This is a genomic window from Escherichia sp. E4742 (genome assembly GCF_005843885.1).
Classification (GTDB): Bacteria; Pseudomonadota; Gammaproteobacteria; order Enterobacterales; family Enterobacteriaceae; genus Escherichia.
Map to the genome: position 1 here is coordinate 981301 of NZ_CP040443.1, position 18459 is coordinate 999759.

17 protein-coding genes, 1 tRNA gene and 1 pseudogene are annotated in these 18459 nt (G+C 49.9%); 6 read left to right on the plus strand and 13 right to left on the minus strand.

Annotated features, from left to right (window positions below):
• Positions 1-46: 46 nt before the first annotated feature.
• From FEM44_RS04680 to trmB, 5 genes are all read right to left on the minus strand, one after another.
• Positions 47-1054, minus strand: a complete 1008-nt coding sequence (locus FEM44_RS04680; protein WP_135521068.1) for a DUF1202 family protein — start codon at positions 1052-1054, stop codon at positions 47-49.
• A 116-nt stretch (positions 1055-1170) separates the two neighbouring features.
• A complete protein-coding gene (gene ansB, locus FEM44_RS04685; protein ID WP_135521066.1) occupies positions 1171-2217 on the minus strand; it encodes an L-asparaginase 2 in 1047 nt (348 codons plus the stop codon).
• Positions 2218-2392: 175 nt separating this feature from the next.
• Positions 2393-3112, minus strand: a complete 720-nt coding sequence (locus FEM44_RS04690; protein ID WP_135521065.1) for a DUF2884 domain-containing protein — start codon at positions 3110-3112, stop codon at positions 2393-2395.
• Between the two features lie 183 nt (positions 3113-3295).
• Complete coding sequence (locus tag FEM44_RS04695) at positions 3296-3622, minus strand: YggL family protein (protein WP_001107564.1); 327 nt, start codon at positions 3620-3622, stop codon at positions 3296-3298.
• On the minus strand, positions 3622-4341 hold the full coding sequence (trmB, locus tag FEM44_RS04700) for a tRNA (guanosine(46)-N7)-methyltransferase TrmB (protein ID WP_000786911.1): 720 nt from the start codon (positions 4339-4341) through the stop codon (positions 3622-3624). Before trmB ends, FEM44_RS04695 begins: the two co-directional genes overlap by 1 nt.
• A gap of 160 nt (positions 4342-4501) precedes the next feature.
• Between trmB and mutY the strand changes: the two genes are divergently transcribed.
• The 4 genes from mutY to nupG all read left to right on the plus strand — a co-directional run bounded on the left by mutY (position 4502) and on the right by nupG (position 8459).
• The gene (mutY, locus tag FEM44_RS04705; protein ID WP_135521063.1) at positions 4502-5554 is read left to right on the plus strand and encodes an A/G-specific adenine glycosylase; all 1053 of its coding nucleotides are present in this window, start codon (positions 4502-4504) and stop codon (positions 5552-5554) included.
• A gap of 26 nt (positions 5555-5580) precedes the next feature.
• Complete coding sequence (locus FEM44_RS04710; protein ID WP_000091700.1) at positions 5581-5856, plus strand: oxidative damage protection protein; 276 nt, start codon at positions 5581-5583, stop codon at positions 5854-5856.
• A 64-nt stretch (positions 5857-5920) separates the two neighbouring features.
• On the plus strand, positions 5921-7000 hold the full coding sequence (gene mltC / locus FEM44_RS04715; protein WP_135521077.1) for a membrane-bound lytic murein transglycosylase MltC: 1080 nt from the start codon (positions 5921-5923) through the stop codon (positions 6998-7000).
• A 202-nt stretch (positions 7001-7202) separates the two neighbouring features.
• The gene (gene nupG / locus FEM44_RS04720; protein WP_064529710.1) at positions 7203-8459 is read left to right on the plus strand and encodes a nucleoside permease NupG; all 1257 of its coding nucleotides are present in this window, start codon (positions 7203-7205) and stop codon (positions 8457-8459) included.
• 48 nt (positions 8460-8507) lie between these two features.
• Here the strand turns inward: nupG and speC are convergent, their stop codons facing one another.
• Positions 8508-10643: an ornithine decarboxylase gene (gene speC, locus FEM44_RS04725; RefSeq protein WP_135521061.1), complete on the minus strand. Its 2136-nt coding sequence runs from the start codon at positions 10641-10643 to the stop codon at positions 8508-8510.
• Positions 10644-10805: 162 nt separating this feature from the next.
• A complete protein-coding gene (locus tag FEM44_RS25950) occupies positions 10806-10892 on the minus strand; it encodes a hypothetical protein (RefSeq protein ID WP_420899808.1) in 87 nt (28 codons plus the stop codon).
• A 152-nt stretch (positions 10893-11044) separates the two neighbouring features.
• Between FEM44_RS25950 and FEM44_RS04730 the strand changes: the two genes are divergently transcribed.
• Together FEM44_RS04730 and FEM44_RS04735 are read left to right on the plus strand one after the other, a co-directional pair.
• On the plus strand, positions 11045-11752 hold the full coding sequence (locus FEM44_RS04730; RefSeq protein ID WP_135521059.1) for a DUF554 domain-containing protein: 708 nt from the start codon (positions 11045-11047) through the stop codon (positions 11750-11752).
• 105 nt (positions 11753-11857) lie between these two features.
• A tRNA-Phe gene (locus FEM44_RS04735) sits at positions 11858-11933 on the plus strand.
• A gap of 191 nt (positions 11934-12124) precedes the next feature.
• On the opposite strand, the gene FEM44_RS04740 is transcribed toward FEM44_RS04735, so the two are convergent.
• The 6 genes and pseudogenes from FEM44_RS04740 to FEM44_RS04770 all read right to left on the minus strand — a co-directional run.
• Positions 12125-13117 (minus strand): tyrosine-type recombinase/integrase, encoded by a 993-nt coding sequence (locus FEM44_RS04740; RefSeq protein ID WP_135521057.1) that lies wholly within the window; start codon positions 13115-13117, stop codon positions 12125-12127.
• A gap of 57 nt (positions 13118-13174) precedes the next feature.
• Positions 13175-14740 (minus strand): TraI domain-containing protein, encoded by a 1566-nt coding sequence (locus tag FEM44_RS04745; RefSeq protein ID WP_138158876.1) that lies wholly within the window; start codon positions 14738-14740, stop codon positions 13175-13177.
• Positions 14733-16247, minus strand: coding sequence for a UvrD-helicase domain-containing protein (locus FEM44_RS04750; RefSeq protein WP_135521055.1), 1515 nt, complete (start codon positions 16245-16247; stop codon positions 14733-14735). Before FEM44_RS04750 ends, FEM44_RS04745 begins: the two co-directional genes overlap by 8 nt.
• A gap of 495 nt (positions 16248-16742) precedes the next feature.
• On the minus strand, positions 16743-17159 hold the full coding sequence (locus FEM44_RS04760) for a hypothetical protein (RefSeq protein ID WP_240726775.1): 417 nt from the start codon (positions 17157-17159) through the stop codon (positions 16743-16745).
• Positions 17160-17180: 21 nt separating this feature from the next.
• Positions 17181-17645, minus strand: coding sequence for a hypothetical protein (locus FEM44_RS04765; RefSeq protein WP_240726774.1), 465 nt, complete (start codon positions 17643-17645; stop codon positions 17181-17183).
• 381 nt (positions 17646-18026) lie between these two features.
• Positions 18027-18287 (minus strand): annotated as a pseudogene (locus FEM44_RS04770) (VENN motif pre-toxin domain-containing protein); the annotation flags it as partial.
• Positions 18288-18459: the final 172 nt, after the last annotated feature.

Sequence of the window (18459 nt, forward strand, 5' to 3'; positions counted from 1 at the left end):
TAGCCGGATGCGGCATCCGGCTACAGGTCATGCGTCATCGCAATAATTATTTAATCACTCCATTGCGCCGTAATTCTTCGGTGTCTTTTTTCCAGCGATCGCTGGCCTGGTTGATATCGTCGATCTTCATCAAAATCGCGACTTTTTTACTGTTTATTTCTGAAACCTTCATCGTTAATGGATATTGCCCTTTCTCGAGCGTTATCCAGTCATCCTGCAATTTACGGCTGAGTTTTTGTGATTGTAGAAAAGTCTGTCGCCGTTGTTCGTTGATATCGAAATCCCGTTTCTGCTGAATCGGCACTTCATAACACTCTTCACTCTGTTTATGACATGCCGCAATCGCCGGTTGATAAACCTCTTTGTCATATTTAACCGCGAACGCCTCGCTATCATTCTGTTTATTAAACTCATCACGCTGTTGGTGAATTTTTTTAAAGGCGTCTTCGCGAGTCATTTGCTTGCCATTTGCATCTTTTCCCCAATATGCATCTGCTGCTTTCTGCGCCGCAACCATTTGCTTATCAAGCTCTTTTACATCCTTTTCCAGCGCAGGAATCGAGTTCTTCTGCGTATTCAACGCTGACTCAAGCTGACTAAAGCGATAATTGAAATCTACGCTATTCACAATCAGGTACTTATTATTCGTTTTAATATCGTCGACCGCCCGCCCACTATCGCTGGCTGCCGCCTGAAAAGAGTAAAAGTTCACCGTCCAGCCAGACGCGGGCGTTCCTTTGCTGGTTAACATCGCCGAAAATTTTACGGGCTGATCTTTCGTCCAGGTCTGTTCCAGCAGTTCATAATCTGTCAACTGACCGACCCAGGTATAGAGATCGTCATTGGAGGAGACATCGCCCTCCGCTGACCAGGTGGCCTGATTACCCTTGGCATCAAGATTTTTTAAGCTGATGGCTTCAAGCTTGAGAATGCCGTGATACTGCTTTTTGAATTGATCTTTTAAGACATTTTCAGTTGGCGGTTCGCCATCGGCCCAGACATTACCAGACATCAACATAAGCAGCGCCGTGCCTACAATCCATTGCTTTTTCACCGGAACACCCTCGCGCGGAATAATTTATTCTGGTGATTATCATTAGGGTAATGAAAATTGGCAATGGACGTGAGTCTGAAGTGAATAAGCCCCGGCGCGATGCCGGGGCGAAATGATTAGTACTGATTGAAGATCTGCTGGATTTGCTGTGGATCTTTGGTTTGCGTCAGAGCCAGTTGCAGCAAGACGCGCGCTTTTTGCGGGTTCAGCGTGCCGGAGGCAACGAAGCCGTATTTCGCATCATCCACTTCGGCATCCTGAGTGGTAGCGCCCGTCGGTACGCGGGAAGAACGCACTACCGCAGTGCCGTTTTTCGCGGCGGTTGCCAGAGTGTCGAACACGGTTTTATACAGGTTGCCGTTACCCACACCAGCGCTAACGATGCCATCATAGCCCGCATCTACCAGGGCTTTAGCCGGAAGATCGGATGCGTTAGCGTAGTTATAAACAATGCCGACTTTCGGCAGTTCATTCAGCTTAGAGACATCGAACGGTGTGTCGCCAGTATGCTTACGTGCCGGGGTACGCTGATAGTCAATCTTACCGTTGTGAATGTATCCCAGCGGACCGTAGTTAACAGACTTAAAGGTCGCTACGTCAGTGGTGTTGGTTTTGGTGACATCACGACCATCAAGCACGGTGTCGTTCATCACCACCAGCACACCACGATTGGCGGAGGCTTTATCAGCTGCGGTCACTACCGCGTTATACAGGTTGAATGGACCGTCTGCGCTCATGGACGTGGACGGGCGCATTGCGCCAACCATCACCACGGGCTTGTCGCATTTCACCGTCAGGTCGAGGAAGTAAGCAGTCTCTTCCATCGTGTCGGTACCGTGGGTAATAACGAAGCCGTCAGTCTTATCACAGTCGGTGTTAATTTTTTTCGCCAGTGTCAGCCAGACATTATCGTTCATGTCCTGGGAGCCGATATTAACGACCTGCTCGCCTTTAACGTTCGCAATGTCCTTCAGTTGCGGCACCGCATTGACCAGATTTTCTACGCCAACTTTACCCGCTGTGTAGTTAGATTTGGTTGCGGAGTCACCACCACCGGCAATCGTCCCGCCAGTCGCTAAAATGGTGATATTGGGTAATGCCAATGCTGCACCACTAAAACCCATAACCAGTACGGCAAGTGCCGTCTTTTTGAAAAACTCCATTTCATTCCTCCAGTTACGTGAACGCTACATATTATCCCTTAGCTTTGCATAGGAAATTTGACGTTAAACAATTTACTTTGTGAATAGATTTTGGAGATCTATAAAGTTAGAGGCAGGTAACAAAATGAAGAATTAAACGGCATAAAAAAGCATTATGCCGTCTTAAACTAGAGGATTATTTCAAATTCCCGACCAGGGCTTTACGGCTGTCTTCCAGAGTCACAACACGGCTACAAACATCTTTGCCAAATTGCTGGAAATCTTTTTCCTGCTTTTTCCACTCGGTCTGGATTGAGGATTGCAGACCGCCCAGGCTTCCCAGCACATTCTGTAACGGGTTACCGCCGCTTTTCAGCACCGCTTTCGCGCCCATTTCATTAATGCTGTCCTGCAAAATACCACCCATTGCCTGATTCACTAACTGCTGGCCTTCGGCGCGAACCTGATCAATGGCTTTATAGTGGAACGTCAGGCCATCGCTGCGCGTTTCGATAATGCGGTTCATCTGTTCTTTCAGCTGCGCATCCAGTTTGGTCAGACGGCTGCGCATTTTGCTGCTTTCGCCCATCTCCTGAACGATAATTTTATCCAGCGCAACGCGTGCTTTCTCTACGCGGCTTTTCGCACCTTCATCAATCCACGGCAGCGTGCTGCGCAGTTCGGCCTGATAATCCTTCGCCTGCTCGCGCTGGGCAGCGTTCAGAGAATATTGTTTGCCGTTGTACATCACGTTGCCGTCTGGCGTGATCACCAGATTGCCGTTTTCGCCCTTCACCTGCACGGTTTGCGGGCTGACAATCACATCGTCACGCGGCGTGACGCTGCACTGGTAGTCGGCGTGAGCGGCCATTGCCGTCACTGAAAGTGCTGCCGCCAGCAGCATTTTGCGCATCATAGTCTTCCCTCAAGAACAAATCAGGCCAGCATTTGCTGGCCCCAGATTGATAACAAAGTACACGTTGTCCATGCCGGATGCGGCGTAAATGCTTTATCTGGCCTACTCGATCGTCCATCTTTGTAGGCCTGATAAGCGTAGCGCATCAGGCAGTTTTGCATTTGTCATCGCCCGTATGCTTTCTTAGTCCCACCAAACGTCGAAAAGTTCGCTGGTGCGTACCTCATCCAGTTTGCGCTCTTCCAGCCACTTACGCACAATCGCCTGATGTTCTTCGGTGCATTTGCCGATTTCCTGCATGCAGATCAGACCTTCCCAGGCCAGATAACCGCTGCCGTCAAAGGCCAGTTTGTTCGGTTCGATAACCTCGTTAATAAAGTCATCAACGGTTTTATCAATCTGTTCTTCCGATGTACCTTCCGGGAATCGCCATGCCACCGAAAATCCTAATTCCTGGAATTCGTCGATGTGCATTTTTTTACGCAGACGACGGCTACGGTTCTTTGCCATTATTTCACCCTCTCGAACATTAAGTCCCATACTCCGTGACCAAGACGATGACCACGTTGTTCAAATTTCGTCACCGGACGTGATGCCGGACGCGGTACGTAATCATTGCTCTCTGACAGGTTTTTATAACCGTCAATGGAAGACATCACCTCGAGCATATGTTCCGCATAAGGTTCCCAGTCGGTCGCCATATGGAATACGCCACCCAGCTGCAGTTTGCTTTTTACCAGTTCGGCAAACGGCACCTGAACGATACGGCGTTTATTATGGCGCGCTTTGTGCCACGGGTCAGGGAAAAAGAGCTGCACCATGCGCAATGAATTGTCAGGAATCATTTTATGCAGCACTTCAACCGCGTCATGACACATCACGCGCAGGTTGCTTAAGCCCTCTTCATGCGCGGAAGCCAGGCACGCACCTACGCCCGGTGAATGCACTTCAATGCCGAGGAAGTCCTGCTCAGGGCGATCTTTGGCCATTGCCACCAGCGACGCCCCCATGCCAAAACCAATCTCAAGCGTCACCGGCGCTTCACGGCCAAAAAGCGCAGGGAAATCCAGCATATCTTCGCTGAACTCAACGCCCATCACCGGCCAGTAGTTTTCCAGCGCATGTTCCTGGCCTTTGGTCAGTCGCCCCTGGCGGCGCACAAAACTACGGATACGGCGCAGCGGGCGGCCGTTTTCATCAAATTCCGGTGAGATGACGTCGTTTTTCATAAAGATTTAGTCGCTTGTGAAAGTGTTCTGAAAACGGGCATTATCCAAAGTTAGTTGCCGGATGCAAGCATGATAAGGCCCTAGCTGCGGAAAGTTCCGGTTTACACCCCGCCGCTGCTGTGCTGCAATCTTGCCCCCAACAACAGTGAATTCGGTGACCATGCAAGCGTCGCAATTTTCAGCCCAGGTTCTGGACTGGTACGATAAATACGGGCGGAAAACGCTGCCCTGGCAAATTGACAAGACGCCCTACAAAGTATGGCTCTCAGAAGTGATGTTGCAACAAACTCAGGTTGCGACCGTAATCCCCTATTTTGAACGCTTTATGGCGCGCTTCCCGACGGTGACCGATCTCGCCAATGCGCCACTGGACGAAGTTCTCCACTTGTGGACCGGGCTTGGCTATTACGCCCGCGCGCGCAATCTGCATAAAGCTGCACAGCAAGTTGCCACCTTACACGGCGGTAAATTCCCGGAAACCTTTGAGGAAGTTGCGGCGTTACCGGGCGTCGGGCGTTCCACTGCGGGCGCGATTCTCTCGCTTTCTCTGGGTAAGCACTTTCCGATTCTCGACGGTAACGTCAAACGCGTGCTGGCGCGCTGCTATGCTGTAAGCGGCTGGCCAGGGAAAAAAGAGGTAGAGAATAAACTATGGAGTTTGAGCGAGCAGGTGACGCCCGCGGTTGGCGTGGAGCGGTTTAATCAGGCGATGATGGATTTGGGCGCGATGATTTGTACGCGTTCGAAGCCGAAATGCTCGCTCTGTCCGCTACAAAACGGATGTATTGCCGCCGCCAACAATAGCTGGTCGCTTTATCCGGGCAAAAAACCGAAACAGACGCTGCCGGAGCGCACCGGCTACTTTTTGCTCTTACAGCACGAAGATGAAGTATTGCTGGCGCAGCGCCCGCCGAGCGGATTGTGGGGCGGTTTATACTGTTTCCCGCAGTTTACCGACGAAGAAAGTTTGCGGCAATGGCTGGCGCAACGGCAGATCAATGCCGACAACCTGACGCAACTGACCGCGTTTCGGCATACCTTCAGCCATTTCCATTTAGATATTGTGCCTATGTGGCTTCCCGTGTCGTCATTCACCAGTTGCATGGATGAAGGCAATGCGCTCTGGTATAACTTAGCGCAACCGCCGTCAGTTGGCCTGGCGGCTCCCGTGGAGCGTTTGTTACAGCAGTTACGCACTGGCGCGCCGGTTTAGCGCGTGAGTCGATAAGAGGATAATTTATGAGCAGAACGATTTTTTGTACTTTCCTGCAGCGTGAAGCAGAAGGTCAGGATTTTCAGCTATACCCCGGCGAACTGGGAAAACGCATCTACAACGAGATTTCCAAAGAAGCCTGGGCGCAGTGGCAGCACAAACAAACCATGCTGATTAATGAAAAGAAACTCAACATGATGAATGCCGAGCACCGCAAGCTGCTGGAACAGGAGATGGTTAACTTCCTGTTCGAAGGTAAAGAGGTGCATATCGAGGGCTATACGCCGGAAGATAAAAAATAAAAACAGTGCCGGAGCACGTCTCCGGCAACTTGCATAAAAACAAACACAACACGCACCCGGAATGATGAAAAAATATCTCGCGCTGGCTTTGATTGCGCCGTTGCTCATCTCCTGTTCGACGACCAAAAAAGGCGATACCTATAATGAAGCCTGGGTCAAAGATACCAACGGTTTTGATATTCTGATGGGGCAATTTGCCCACAATATTGAGAACATCTGGGGATTCAAAGAGGTGGTGATCGCCGGTCCTAAGGACTACGTGAAATACACCGATCAATATCAGACCCGCAGCCACATCAACTTTGATGACGGCACGATTACTATCGAAACCATCGCCGGGACAGAACCTGCTGCGCATTTGCGCCGGGCAATAATCAAAACATTATTGATGGGCGACGATCCGAGTTCGGTCGATCTCTATTCCGACGTTGATGATATTACGATTTCGAAAGAACCTTTCCTTTACGGTCAGGTGGTGGACAACACCGGGCAGCCGATTCGCTGGGAAGGTCGCGCAAGCAACTTCGCGGATTATCTGCTGAAAAACCGTCTGAAAAGCCGCAGCAACGGGCTGCGTATCATCTACAGCGTCACCATTAACATGGTGCCGAACCACCTTGATAAACGTGCGCACAAATATCTCGGCATGGTCCGCCAGGCATCACGGAAATATGGCGTCGATGAGTCATTGATTCTGGCGATTATGCAGACCGAATCTTCCTTTAACCCGTATGCGGTCAGCCGTTCCGACGCGCTGGGATTAATGCAGGTGGTACAACACACCGCCGGGAAAGATGTGTTCCGTTCGCAGGGGAAATCCGGTACGCCAAGTCGCAGTTTCTTGTTTGATCCTGCCAGCAATATTGATACCGGCACCGCGTATCTGGCGATGCTGAATAATGTTTATCTCGGCGGCATTGATAACCCAACATCGCGGCGTTATGCCGTCATCACCGCCTATAACGGTGGTGCAGGCAGCGTATTACGCGTCTTCTCGAACGATAAAATTCAGGCTGCCGCTATTATAAATACTATGACGCCGGGCGATGTTTATCAGACGCTGACTACCCGCCATCCGTCTGCGGAATCTCGCCGCTATCTTTATAAAGTGAACACGGCGCAAAAATCTTACCGTCGCCGATAATTGCACTTATTGCCCCTTGACGATGTTCAGGGGCAAAAGTGTTATCTACATCACAATTATGTTTTGCAAAACGATATTATTTGCAATTATTTGCCACGGGTAACAAAAAAACAGTCCGCGAAGTTGATAGAATCGCATCATCTTGCACGGTCAAATGTGCTTTTTAAAACACTCATCCGCATCATGATGTGAGGAAATTAACATGAATCTTAAGCTGCAGCTGAAAATCCTCTCTTTTCTGCAGTTCTGCCTGTGGGGAAGTTGGCTGACGACCCTGGGCTCATATATGTTCGTTACCCTGAAGTTCGACGGTGCTTCCATTGGCGCAGTTTATAGTTCTCTGGGTATCGCTGCGGTCTTTATGCCTGCTTTGCTGGGGATTGTGGCCGACAAATGGTTAAGTGCGAAATGGGTTTACGCCATTTGTCACACTATTGGTGCGATCACTCTCTTCATGGCGGCGCAAGTCACCACGCCGGAGGCGATGTTCCTCGTGATATTGATTAACTCGTTTGCCTATATGCCAACGCTTGGGTTAATCAACACGATTTCCTACTATCGCCTGCAAAATGCCGGGCTGGATATTGTGACTGATTTCCCGCCAATCCGTATCTGGGGCACCATCGGCTTTATCATGGCGATGTGGGTGGTAAGCCTGTCTGGCTTTGAATTGAGCCACATGCAGCTGTATATTGGCGCAGCACTCTCCGCCGTTCTGGTGCTGTTTACCTTTACGCTGCCGTATATTCCGGTTGCTAAACAACAAGCTAATCAGAGCTGGACGACGCTGCTCGGCCTCGATGCATTCGCGCTGTTTAAAAACAAGCGTATGGCGATTTTCTTCATCTTCTCGATGCTGCTGGGCGCGGAACTGCAGATTACCAACATGTTCGGTAATACCTTCCTGCACAGCTTCGACAAAGATCCGATGTTCGCCAGCAGCTTTATTGTGCAGCATGCGTCAATCATCATGTCGATTTCGCAGATTTCTGAAACCCTGTTCATTCTGACCATCCCGTTCTTCTTAAGCCGCTACGGCATTAAGAACGTAATGATGATCAGTATCGTGGCGTGGATCCTGCGTTTTGCGCTGTTTGCTTACGGCGACCCGACTCCGTTCGGTACCGTACTGCTGGTTCTGTCGATGATTGTTTACGGCTGTGCGTTCGACTTCTTCAACATCTCTGGTTCGGTGTTTGTCGAAAAAGAAGTTAGCCCGGCGATTCGCGCCAGTGCGCAAGGGATGTTCCTGATGATGACCAACGGCTTCGGCTGTATCCTCGGTGGCATCGTGAGCGGTAAAGTGGTTGAGATGTACACCCAAAACGGCATTACCGACTGGCAGACCGTATGGCTGATTTTCGCAGGTTACTCCGTGATTCTGGCCTTCGCGTTCATGGCGATGTTTAAATACAAACACGTTCGTGTCCCTGCCGGTACACAAACTGTTAGCCACTAATTACGCAAAGAGAAACGGGTCGCCAGAAGGTGACCCGTTTTTTTATTCTCACTTCAACACATAACCGTACAACCGTTTCATACCATCCGCATCGGTTTCGCTATAGACACCTTGTAGCTCCGGCGAAAATCCCGGCAGCAAATTCACGCCTTCTTCCAGCGCAAGGAAATAACGCTGGACCGCTCCGCCCCACATTTCTCCTGGCACCACGCAAAGCACGCCAGGTGGATACGGCAGCGCGCCTTCCGCCGCAATTCGCCCTTCGGCATCACGAATGCGCACCAACTCCACTTCACCACGAATATAAGCGCTATGCGCATCCTGTGGATTCATCATTACTGATGGGAAACTCTGCTGGCGGAACATCGCTTTTTGCAGGTCTTTGACGTCGAAACTGACATACAGATCGTGCATCTCCTGACACAACTGGCGCAGGGTATAGTCGCGATAGCGCACCGGGTATTTGTTATAAACGCTCGGCAACACTTCAGACAGCGGCGAGTCATCCTCAATATGCTGTTCAAACTGCACCAGCATCGCTACCAGCTGTGCCAGCTTCTCGTGGCTTTCCGCCGGAGTTAATAAGAACAGAATGGAGTTGAGATCGCACTTCTCCGGCACAATGCCGTTCTCACGCAGATAGTGCGCCAGAATCGTCGCTGGAACGCCAAAATCGCTATATTCGCCGGTTTCGGCATCGATACCCGGCGTGGTAAGTAACAGCTTGCACGGATCAACAAAATACTGATCCGCGGCATATCCTTCAAAGCCGTGCCACTTCGCCCCCGGCTCAAAACTGAAAAAACGGCGGTCGCTGGCTAACACTGACGTCGGATAATCCTGCCACAATTTGCCATCAACAACAGGTGGAATAAACGGGCGGAACATCTTACAGCGCGCAAGAATCGCTTTCCGCGCTTCAATCCCTATCTCAACACACTCAGCCCACAGCCGACGCCCACTCTCCCCTTCATGGATTTTGGCGTTAACGTCCAGCGCGGCAAACAGCGGGTAGAACGGGCTGGTAGAAGCATGGAGCATAAAGGCATTATTCAACCGCTTATGCGGGCAAAAACGCGCCTGTCCGCGGATATGGTTATCTTTTTTATGGATCTGCGACGTCTGTGAGAATCCCGCCTGCTGTTTATGCACCGACTGGGTAACAAAGATCCCCGGATCGTTTTCGTTAAGTTCTAACAGCAGCGGCGAGCTATCTGCCATCATCGGGATAAACTGTTCGTAACCGACCCATGCAGAATCAAACAGAATGTAATCACACAGATGCCCAATGGTATCGATCACCTGGCGGGCATTGTAGATAGTGCCGTCATAGGTTCCCAACTGAATAATCGCCAGGCGGAACGGGCGCGGCAGTTCGGCTTTTTCTGGCGCAACGTCGCGAACTTGCTGGCGCAGATACTCTTCATTAAAACAGTGCGCATCAATCCCGCCGATAAAACCGAATGGGTTGCGTGAGGCTTCCAGATAGACCGGCGTCGCCCCCGCCTGAATCAGCGCACCGTGATGATTCGACTTATGGTTGTTACGGTCGAAGAGCACCAGATCACCACGCGTTAACAACGCATTCGTTACCACTTTATTCGCTGCCGATGTGCCGTTCAGCACAAAATAGGTTTTATCGGCATGAAAGACTTTGGCGGCGAATTTCTGCGCATCCTTTGCGGAACCTTCATGAATAAGCAGATCGCCCAATTTTACGTCAGCGTTACACATATCGGCGCGAAAGACGTTCTCACCAAAGAAATCGTAAAAATGGCGTCCGGCAGGATGCTTTTTAAAGAACGCACCATGTTGATGCCCAGGACAAGCAAAGGTGCTATTGCCCATCTCAACGTACTGGGTCAGCGTGTCATAAAATGGCGGTAGCAAATTCTCTTCATACTGACAGGCTGCGGATTCCAGCTCCAGCCACTGCTGCTCATTGCCGTTGATGATAGCCATAACGCCCGCGGGCAATTCAACCGCATCTTCAGAATACAAAAACACCGGCAGATGAAAACCGGTGCGCTTAAGTAACGCAAGGATGCCGCTACGACTATCCGCAGCGGTAATGACGACTGCCGCGACGTCCGTAAAATCAGTATCTCCCAACGCCACCACGCGGCGATGAGTAGAAAGTCGGGATACCAGTTCACTACTGGCGGCAATATTCATTGATTTCATAAGCGCAAAACCCGTTTCGGGGAAGTAAGAATACCGGACAAGGTGGAAAACCCTGCCCCATGAGATATGGGTCAAACTGGTCACCAGCTCCGACCGCCAGACATCAGTAAAAGCAGAAACGCTCTGATTTTACTGTTGCCCTGCAGTGAGCATACGTTAACGTCACCGCATAAAAAGCAGCGTCACAGAACAGGAGACATTTCGCGCGAAACGGCGATAAGCGAAAGAATGTAAGGAGGCGGCGTGCATCAGGCAAGCTCCGTACAGAGAGGAGAAAATTCGCGCAATCATGGCACCTTTCGCTAAAGCGCGCAAGCCAGGACTTTGCGGCCAGACAAGCCATAAACGGGGCAAAAAGTTCATAATAAGAAAATCAAACAATACAGTTAACAGGAACTCTTGTGGTCATCGGCCCTTTTATCAACGCTAGTGCAGTATTACTGGGTGGCGTTCTCGGCGCACTGCTTAGCCAACGTTTACCGGAACGTATCCGCGTCTCAATGACGTCCATTTTTGGCCTGGCATCGCTGGGGATTGGTATTTTACTGGTCGTGAAATGTGCCAACCTTCCGGCGATGGTTTTAGCTACGCTACTCGGGGCATTAATCGGCGAAATTTGTCTGCTGGAGAAAGGAGTCAATACAGCGGTCGCCAAAGCGCAAAATCTGTTTCGTCACTCGAGCAAGAAACCTGCGCATGAATCTTTTATTCAGAATTTTGTCGCGATTATTGTCCTGTTTTGTGCCAGCGGCACCGGGATCTTCGGCGCGATGAATGAAGGGATGACAGGCGATCCGAGTATTTTAATCGCCAAGTCATTTCTTGATTTCTTTACAGCGATGATCTTCGCCTGTTCACTTGGCATTGCGGTATCGGTGATTAGTATTCCATTGCTCATCATCCAGTTAACGCTGGCATGGGCTGCTGCGCTGATATTACCGCTGACCACACCGTCGATGATGGCGGACTTCAGCGCCGTAGGTGGTTTATTGCTGCTGGCAACCGGCTTACGCATTTGCGGCATAAAAATGTTTCCGGTGGTCAACATGCTACCCGCTCTGCTACTGGCAATGCCGCTTTCCGCTGCCTGGACCACCTGGTTTGCCTGACATTACGAGCGATAACGGCAAACTGATGATAGATTGTGCAGTCTGCCGTAAATTGAAGAAATTTGATTGACGAGACGAGGCGAATCAGGTTTAATGCGCCCCGTTGCCCGGATAGCTCAGTCGGTAGAGCAGGGGATTGAAAATCCCCGTGTCCTTGGTTCGATTCCGAGTCCGGGCACCACCTTACATCAAAGCCACTGGTCAGGAGTGAGAAACCTGACGGGTGTCATCGGGAAGGTGTCAGATGTCGTGAGTCTGCTTCATGTACATCATGATTTTCTTCTCGAATGGGAGCATGTTAGCCGCATGCTCCCTTTTCTCGATCACTATATATGATTACAACCCTTCAGCGGATTGTCAATCTGCCTGCAATTACAGTCTGTCAGTAAACACCTCCAGTTCATGCTCCAGTGCCTGTACGGCAGTCTCCAGATTCATTTCCACATATCCCATTGTGGTTGATACATTCTGGTGCCCGAGCATGTTTTTTACCAGGTGAAGATTACGCTCCGGAGTGCTCATCAGTATACTCGCCAGTGTATGTCTGAAACGATGTGGAGACACCTGAAAACCACACTCCTGAGATAATCTGCGGAAAAACGATTTCACAGGCTGCTCATCCGGCAGACCCGTTATACGTTTTGCTTCTGACACCGGCACAACAAAACGCTTGTAGTGGAAAAGATAGTCTTCCGGTGTGGCTCCCCGTCTGACGGCTTCATCCAGTAGTTTCTGCAGTTGTGGCTGTAACTGACGCGCAACCGGAATACGCCATTCTCTGTGAGTTTTACTACCTTCAGCCCGTAAATCGATCCATTTTTCTGCCGGACAAACATCCTTCAGACGTAAATGCAGTAACTGATTCAGACGCATTCCTGTGTAACGCAGGGTATTCACCACCGTCAGCCAGAACCACGCCGGCCTTATGGCACATTTGATATAAAGTCCGGCGTGCTGATTCTCTGCTTCCGAAAATTGCTGCAGAATAAGCACAACCCGCGTGATCTGCGCTTTTGTCAGCGTTTTCTTCCGCCTTTTTTCCTGCTTAACCAGCATGCCACTAAAAGGATTTTCTGAAACAGTGATCAACCCAGATTCTTCTCCAAAGTTATAAATCGCACGCATGTGCCTCACCTTGTTATTCCAGGTATGGGAAGTTAACCCCTGATCTTTCAGCACAAAACGACGCCATTCCTGAACATCACGACGAACAATGCTGTCAGGAGTCCGGTGAAAACCAACAAACTTCCGGAACCCCGACAACACCTTGCGATAACTCCACTCCGTGGCTCTCCGTAACGACTTACAAAAAAAATACTCATCCATCAGATTATCCCAGAGGCTGTCAACATCGTGAGTTTTCATATTTCTTTACCTTTAAATATATCCGTTCAACAACAAGGCTCACCTCCGGAACGCATTTCATGGAAAAAAGAGATAACGGCTGTCCTGTAGTTCCTGTCCATCCAGGAGCTGCCTGCCTTTTACCAGATAACCTTTTAGCGTTTTAAAACGACTTCTGTTTTCAGGCTCTTCGCACAAATGTGCAAAATAAAAGCGTCGGTTATCCCGCCGCTTATGAATGCTCAGGCGTTCAAACGATGCCTGAATATCATCTTTTTTGTCTGCCGGGATGCCTGCTGCTTTCGTAAACTCATAAAAAATTCCCGGTACAGGTAAAAAAACAAAGCCGGCAACAATATGAATTTTATCTTTTTTTCCGTTCAGGCTGATTTCCCCGTTCCTCACTCCTTTTTTTAACCAGTTTATAAACATCTCTCCTTCTGAAATAACAGCTTCCGGAGCAGAGCTTCCGGAAATCAATGTGATAGAGGCATCCTCATGTTTTCTTTGAGAATGATCATTATCAATCAACACCTGCGTTTCCTGTAAGCATTCTCCGTCTGCTGTCACTACTGCAGCATGGTCATCTGCAGCAGAAAACAGGCTCAGCAGCATATCGGTATCATCATGGAGGCTCTGCTCCTCCGGTGACTTTTCCTCTACGTCTGTTGCAGACTGCAACGTATCCCGGACTTCCACTTCTGCCCCATCGGTTCCTGAAACAAAGGACTGTAGCGTAAATTCGCCTACCTCCGGGACGGCCGCCGGCATTTCCGGCGCACTGACCTCTGTTGATGTTTCTGGCTGGCTGTCAGATGGCACATTATCTTCAGGCTGCACAGTGTGTTCCGGGAGCAAAGGTGCTGTCACGGCTTCCGTCACCGGCAATGCGAGGAGCGGACTCTCCACCTCTTCTGCCGCTGTTTTCAGGACTGAACGAATCAATGCCATCTCCGGATGCTGATGCCAGACTGCACCCGCCAGATTCTGTAATGCCCCCGGCACAGTGGTCAGCCAGGCTGTCGCCCCCTCCGGCAACAACTGCCCGGCCATCACCGCTGCCAGTTGCTGAGCCTCTGTGCCCTGCAGATGTTGCTGTCTGTAGCGAAAACGAAATGCTTCATCCGGTGATGACATCCCCGGCTGCCATAACTTTCCGCTGACCAGTTCCCCCTCCAGGTGTGCAAGAAGTGGCAGGTGATAAAACAGTGCCGACCAGAACACCACGGCATTCCATACACCAGACTGTGCGGCCTGCTCTTCCGGTGTGGCACCGGGCGGAAACATATATCCTCTGGCCAGACGAACGGCATAGGTAGTGAACTGCAGCGTCAGGTCGCCAAAACCGTTGGCATCTGCCCACCGGGAGTCTCTGGCAGCGGGAACGTTCTGCGCTGCCATCAGGAGTTTTTGTACCGGCGCCAGACAGAACTGCTGATACACGTCGGATGGCATACTGCTGTTTTCCCATAACTGCTTCAGACACTGTTTCCTGCGTGGTGTGGACGTCAGCTCCTCTGCAGTCCGGGGTATATAAAAACCTTCCGGCAGATGTTCCGGCTGGCGTGCGATTTCCGGGGTGGTTGTCTCAGTACCGCTGGTATTGCTGTTACCGGGAAGCAGTTTTTTCAGGCGATTAAGCATTTTCACCCTCCAGCCCGTATACGGCATCGTTTTCCCCGTTTTCTGACGGTGATGTCTCTGTTGCTTTCTGGCTTTGTTCATCTCTGCCAGCCTCTTCCGCCAGCTGGCACATCAGACTGCTCAGTACCAGGGTTTTACGGGCACGGGTGACCGCAACGTACAACAGGTTAGTTTCGTCCCTCCGTTCATCTTCCGGCATCAGCGGGTCGGTGATATCCGCAAAATCCTCATCCAGTATCACCACCGGCCATTCCAGTCCCTTACTGCGGTGAGCCGTTGACACGGTAATATCCGCATCCTTCTCACACGTGACGGTATGCTCCCGCAGAAGCTTCAGTTTCACCGGCAACGGGAAACAGATATCCAGCAGGCGAATGGCCTGATTCATCTCCACATCCCGGGTGGATTTGGCTATCCGGCAGTATTCATCAAAATCGCGGTAATCCCGCCGCAGTGCATCAGACTGCATCTTTTCCGGCATATCGGCAGAAAACCAGTACAGGTCCTCCAGTGCCTCTGTCCGGTAACCTTCAATACCGCCCACCCAGTACACCTTCCTGCCGCTCAGACTGGCCATCAGCGCCGTGCATATCACACCTGCCACCGTCCGGCTCAGTACCGTCTGGTGCCCTTCCGGTTTATCCGCGCCGGTACGGCTCATCAGTACTTCATCTTCCCCACCACTGCCGGTCACCTGCCGTGTCTCACCAGCACGCTGCAAAAGCAGATTCGCCATCCGGGCCACTGACGGGCCAAAACGGAAGCTCTGCGTCAGCCAAAGACGGTCTGCATCGTTCAGAACAGGATGAGATAGCGCATCATCGGCACCACGAAAGCGGTAAATCTGCTGGTAACGGTCACCCATCAGGATTACCCGGCAGGACTGACTGAGTACCAGCGCAGACGTCACCGGATTGGCGTCCTGTGCCTCATCAAACAGAATGGTGTCCCAGCGCCGGGACAGGTCCGGGGATGACAACTGGAACAGCTTCAGGTAGGTATCATGCGTGACGGGAAATGTGCCATCAGGGCGACTCATTTCATGCCATAGCACCTGTACTGCCTGCAGAATGGCTGAGACATCTGTACCGGCCCGGGCGTCCTCATCCGGCAAATGCTGCAGCCCCGCCTCTTTGTCAGCACTGCACAGAAACTGATTCAGACTGCTGAGCGCAAGACGAACCAGCAGCCAGTGACGGGTGTTCAGCTTTCTGGCCACATCCGTGATACGCAGGCTGGCAACCAGGCGATTCTGGTAATGCTTACCAAAGCGTGACCAGGTCAGTTGGTGGGAGGTTTTGCACTCTACATTAAACGGAAATTTACGCTCAGCCTCATCACGTACGGCTCGGTTGTAAGCCAGATACAGCATTCTGCTGTCGGGGTTTGCCAGCGCATACTGAACCAGGGTACTGGTCTTTCCTGTGCCGGCAAAGGCGTTCACAACCAGCTTCTGTCCCTGCCAGTGAATAATGGCAGACTGTTCATCGGTGGGAGTCAGTGACATACAGGCCCCTGTAAAGAAAAAATGGTGCGCACACTCTGCATCACTGCAGAACGTGCACACCATCATTAACTCTTTACCGGTGTCGGGAAATTATTCTGTCCGGTAAGTACCAGCCAGCGGACTGATTAGCGGCAGGCATAATAACCACGGATATCGGACAACTGACCTTCCCTACCGCCGGGGAAGTAATACACAATGATGCTTTTCACAGCATTACCACTGGCAGTTGTTGTCCTAGAATATAACCAGTCGTTTTTCAGGTTTGTCCAGCCATCATCGGTTTCCTGTTCGTCCCACTCACTGATAATGCCCTGCAGGGCCTACGCCCCCAGTTGCTGCCCATGCTGTCCGTCTGCATAGCAACCATATCGATCCCGGTTCTGTGCGACAATCAGGGCACCATCACTCAACAGTGGGCATTTAATCCTGGCAAGTCAATGCCAAGATTAATTTGCAGGAACATTGCCATATTTGCACGTAATATCATTACGAAAATTAGTAATAATTATGATTTCTTCTGTGTAGGTAGTAAATAATGCCATATCCAACTATGTTTATAATCAAAAAGATAACAAACTGCCAAAACCCTATCCCATACCAACTGATATCCACCTGAACAGGAAAGTCCTTACGAACTCCAGCATGATAATCTAGAATAGGGAAAAGACTGCACCAAAATAGACTGCCCATAAGAGGTGCGGTGAATTTGATTACGTTAAGATCGGAGTAATAATTCCAAATGACAACTCCAATTACCGCCAGCCCCCAGATAGCAATTTTGAAACCACTCTCGGTGGCAATAGCAAATGGAACATCAAACGTATTCATGATCCAGACAGTAAAACCGGCGAGCAGCAATACCCCCATCACAACCGACATCTCACTAATCTTGTTATTACCTGAACGATTCATTTTTCCCTTCCTTTAACCTTGTTACACCAGATTTGATACCAATGAATAAAACTGTTCTTTAGAAAACGGGCTACGATTTCCTGCTCGGTTGTTACCATCAACAAGTGACCAAATACCGGGTTCGCTTTTACCATCCCCAAATGAATCCTGCATATACAGATTGAATTTCAAATTACGGTGGATACCACTAAATCGAACTTCAACTTCGCCTTTTGCCCCCATCAGATAAAGTGCTTCTGGACGAAATTCTAGATGTTTATTCCCGTTTGAGATCTTCATAAAATCCATCGAGTAGGAATTTATTTTCTGCGTCGTAATATCATGAATATTTTTACGACTTATTTCAATTGTCACAGGAATGTCTTCAAGCCATGAACCTAATTTGGTAAAAAGAGTACGTACACTTTCCTGAAACTCTTTGATATCATTAAGCTCCCTCGTCTCTCTGTCTTTTCCATCAGAAGAAGACTGTTTAAACTTATTCATCAAAACATCTTTGGAGATCATTTTTAGTCTCTTACAATTATTCAACAAATAGTCATGAAATATTAAGTCCGGTTTAAATAAATTTTGCGAACTAGGTTTAGCGATCAAACCGAACAACTAGTTATTAATCACTGAAGCAATATAGATTGTTATCTGCAACCTTCTTATTCCGTAATGGTACACCTCCCAATATTCCTAGTTAGTTAAGCATCGGCAAGATCACCCAATTAAATATCGGTAGACTCATAATAACTATCTGTAAAGCCCACCTTTGGTAAATTTATCCACTCCAGCCAGCCTCTGTTCCAAGGTGAGATTATTGACATCAGCATACTGATTACAGGAAGCAGTCGCCTAACCATAATTAATCATTACTGATGGCAAGCTGAGCACATTATTTTCAACCGTCGTCTTACCTGACTGTGCGCCGGCTATCGCTGAAGCCCCCGAGCCTCCCACCAGGCCACCGGCCAGACCGGCAGCAACCGTTGCCAGTGTCGAGACCGTCTGCTTCTCTGTCTCGCTCAGTTCACTCACCGGCTTACCGTACATCTGTGTGGCTATCATCCCCATCATCTCGCCGGTGGCTGCACCTGCAGCACCGGCAAGGGCATTATTTCCCTGTGCCACCGCCAGTGCAGCACCACCTGCCAGAGCTGCTCTCAGATTAACTTATTTATTACGCCAATGTAGAAACCAACTAACAGCATTGCATAACAATGAGCAATATCCACCTATTTTTAAAGCTTTTACCACATCAATAGATGAGAACAAAAAATGGCCTCCAATCAAATAGTAGGAAAATACTCTCAAG

Bases quoted from the DNA above. Each gene is read 5' to 3' on its own strand.
- mutY (WP_135521063.1), top strand. From the start codon at position 4,502: ATGCAAGCGTCGCAATTTTCAGCCCAGGTTCTGGACTGGTACGATAAA.
- nupG (WP_064529710.1), top strand. From the start codon at position 7,203: ATGAATCTTAAGCTGCAGCTGAAAATCCTCTCTTTTCTGCAGTTCTGC.
- trmB (WP_000786911.1), bottom strand. From the start codon at position 4,341: ATGAAAAACGACGTCATCTCACCGGAATTTGATGAAAACGGCCGCCCG.
- FEM44_RS04740 (WP_135521057.1), bottom strand. From the start codon at position 13,117: ATGAAAACTCACGATGTTGACAGCCTCTGGGATAATCTGATGGATGAG.
- FEM44_RS04745 (WP_138158876.1), bottom strand. From the start codon at position 14,740: ATGCTTAATCGCCTGAAAAAACTGCTTCCCGGTAACAGCAATACCAGC.
- FEM44_RS04760 (WP_240726775.1), bottom strand. From the start codon at position 17,159: ATGAATCGTTCAGGTAATAACAAGATTAGTGAGATGTCGGTTGTGATG.
- FEM44_RS04695 (WP_001107564.1), bottom strand. From the start codon at position 3,622: ATGGCAAAGAACCGTAGCCGTCGTCTGCGTAAAAAAATGCACATCGAC.
- mltC (WP_135521077.1), top strand. From the start codon at position 5,921: ATGAAAAAATATCTCGCGCTGGCTTTGATTGCGCCGTTGCTCATCTCC.
- FEM44_RS04690 (WP_135521065.1), bottom strand. From the start codon at position 3,112: ATGATGCGCAAAATGCTGCTGGCGGCAGCACTTTCAGTGACGGCAATG.
- FEM44_RS25950 (WP_420899808.1), bottom strand. From the start codon at position 10,892: ATGCACGCCGCCTCCTTACATTCTTTCGCTTATCGCCGTTTCGCGCGA.
- speC (WP_135521061.1), bottom strand. From the start codon at position 10,643: ATGAAATCAATGAATATTGCCGCCAGTAGTGAACTGGTATCCCGACTT.
- FEM44_RS04750 (WP_135521055.1), bottom strand. From the start codon at position 16,247: ATGTCACTGACTCCCACCGATGAACAGTCTGCCATTATTCACTGGCAG.
- ansB (WP_135521066.1), bottom strand. From the start codon at position 2,217: ATGGAGTTTTTCAAAAAGACGGCACTTGCCGTACTGGTTATGGGTTTT.
- FEM44_RS04765 (WP_240726774.1), bottom strand. From the start codon at position 17,645: ATGAATAAGTTTAAACAGTCTTCTTCTGATGGAAAAGACAGAGAGACG.
- FEM44_RS04710 (WP_000091700.1), top strand. From the start codon at position 5,581: ATGAGCAGAACGATTTTTTGTACTTTCCTGCAGCGTGAAGCAGAAGGT.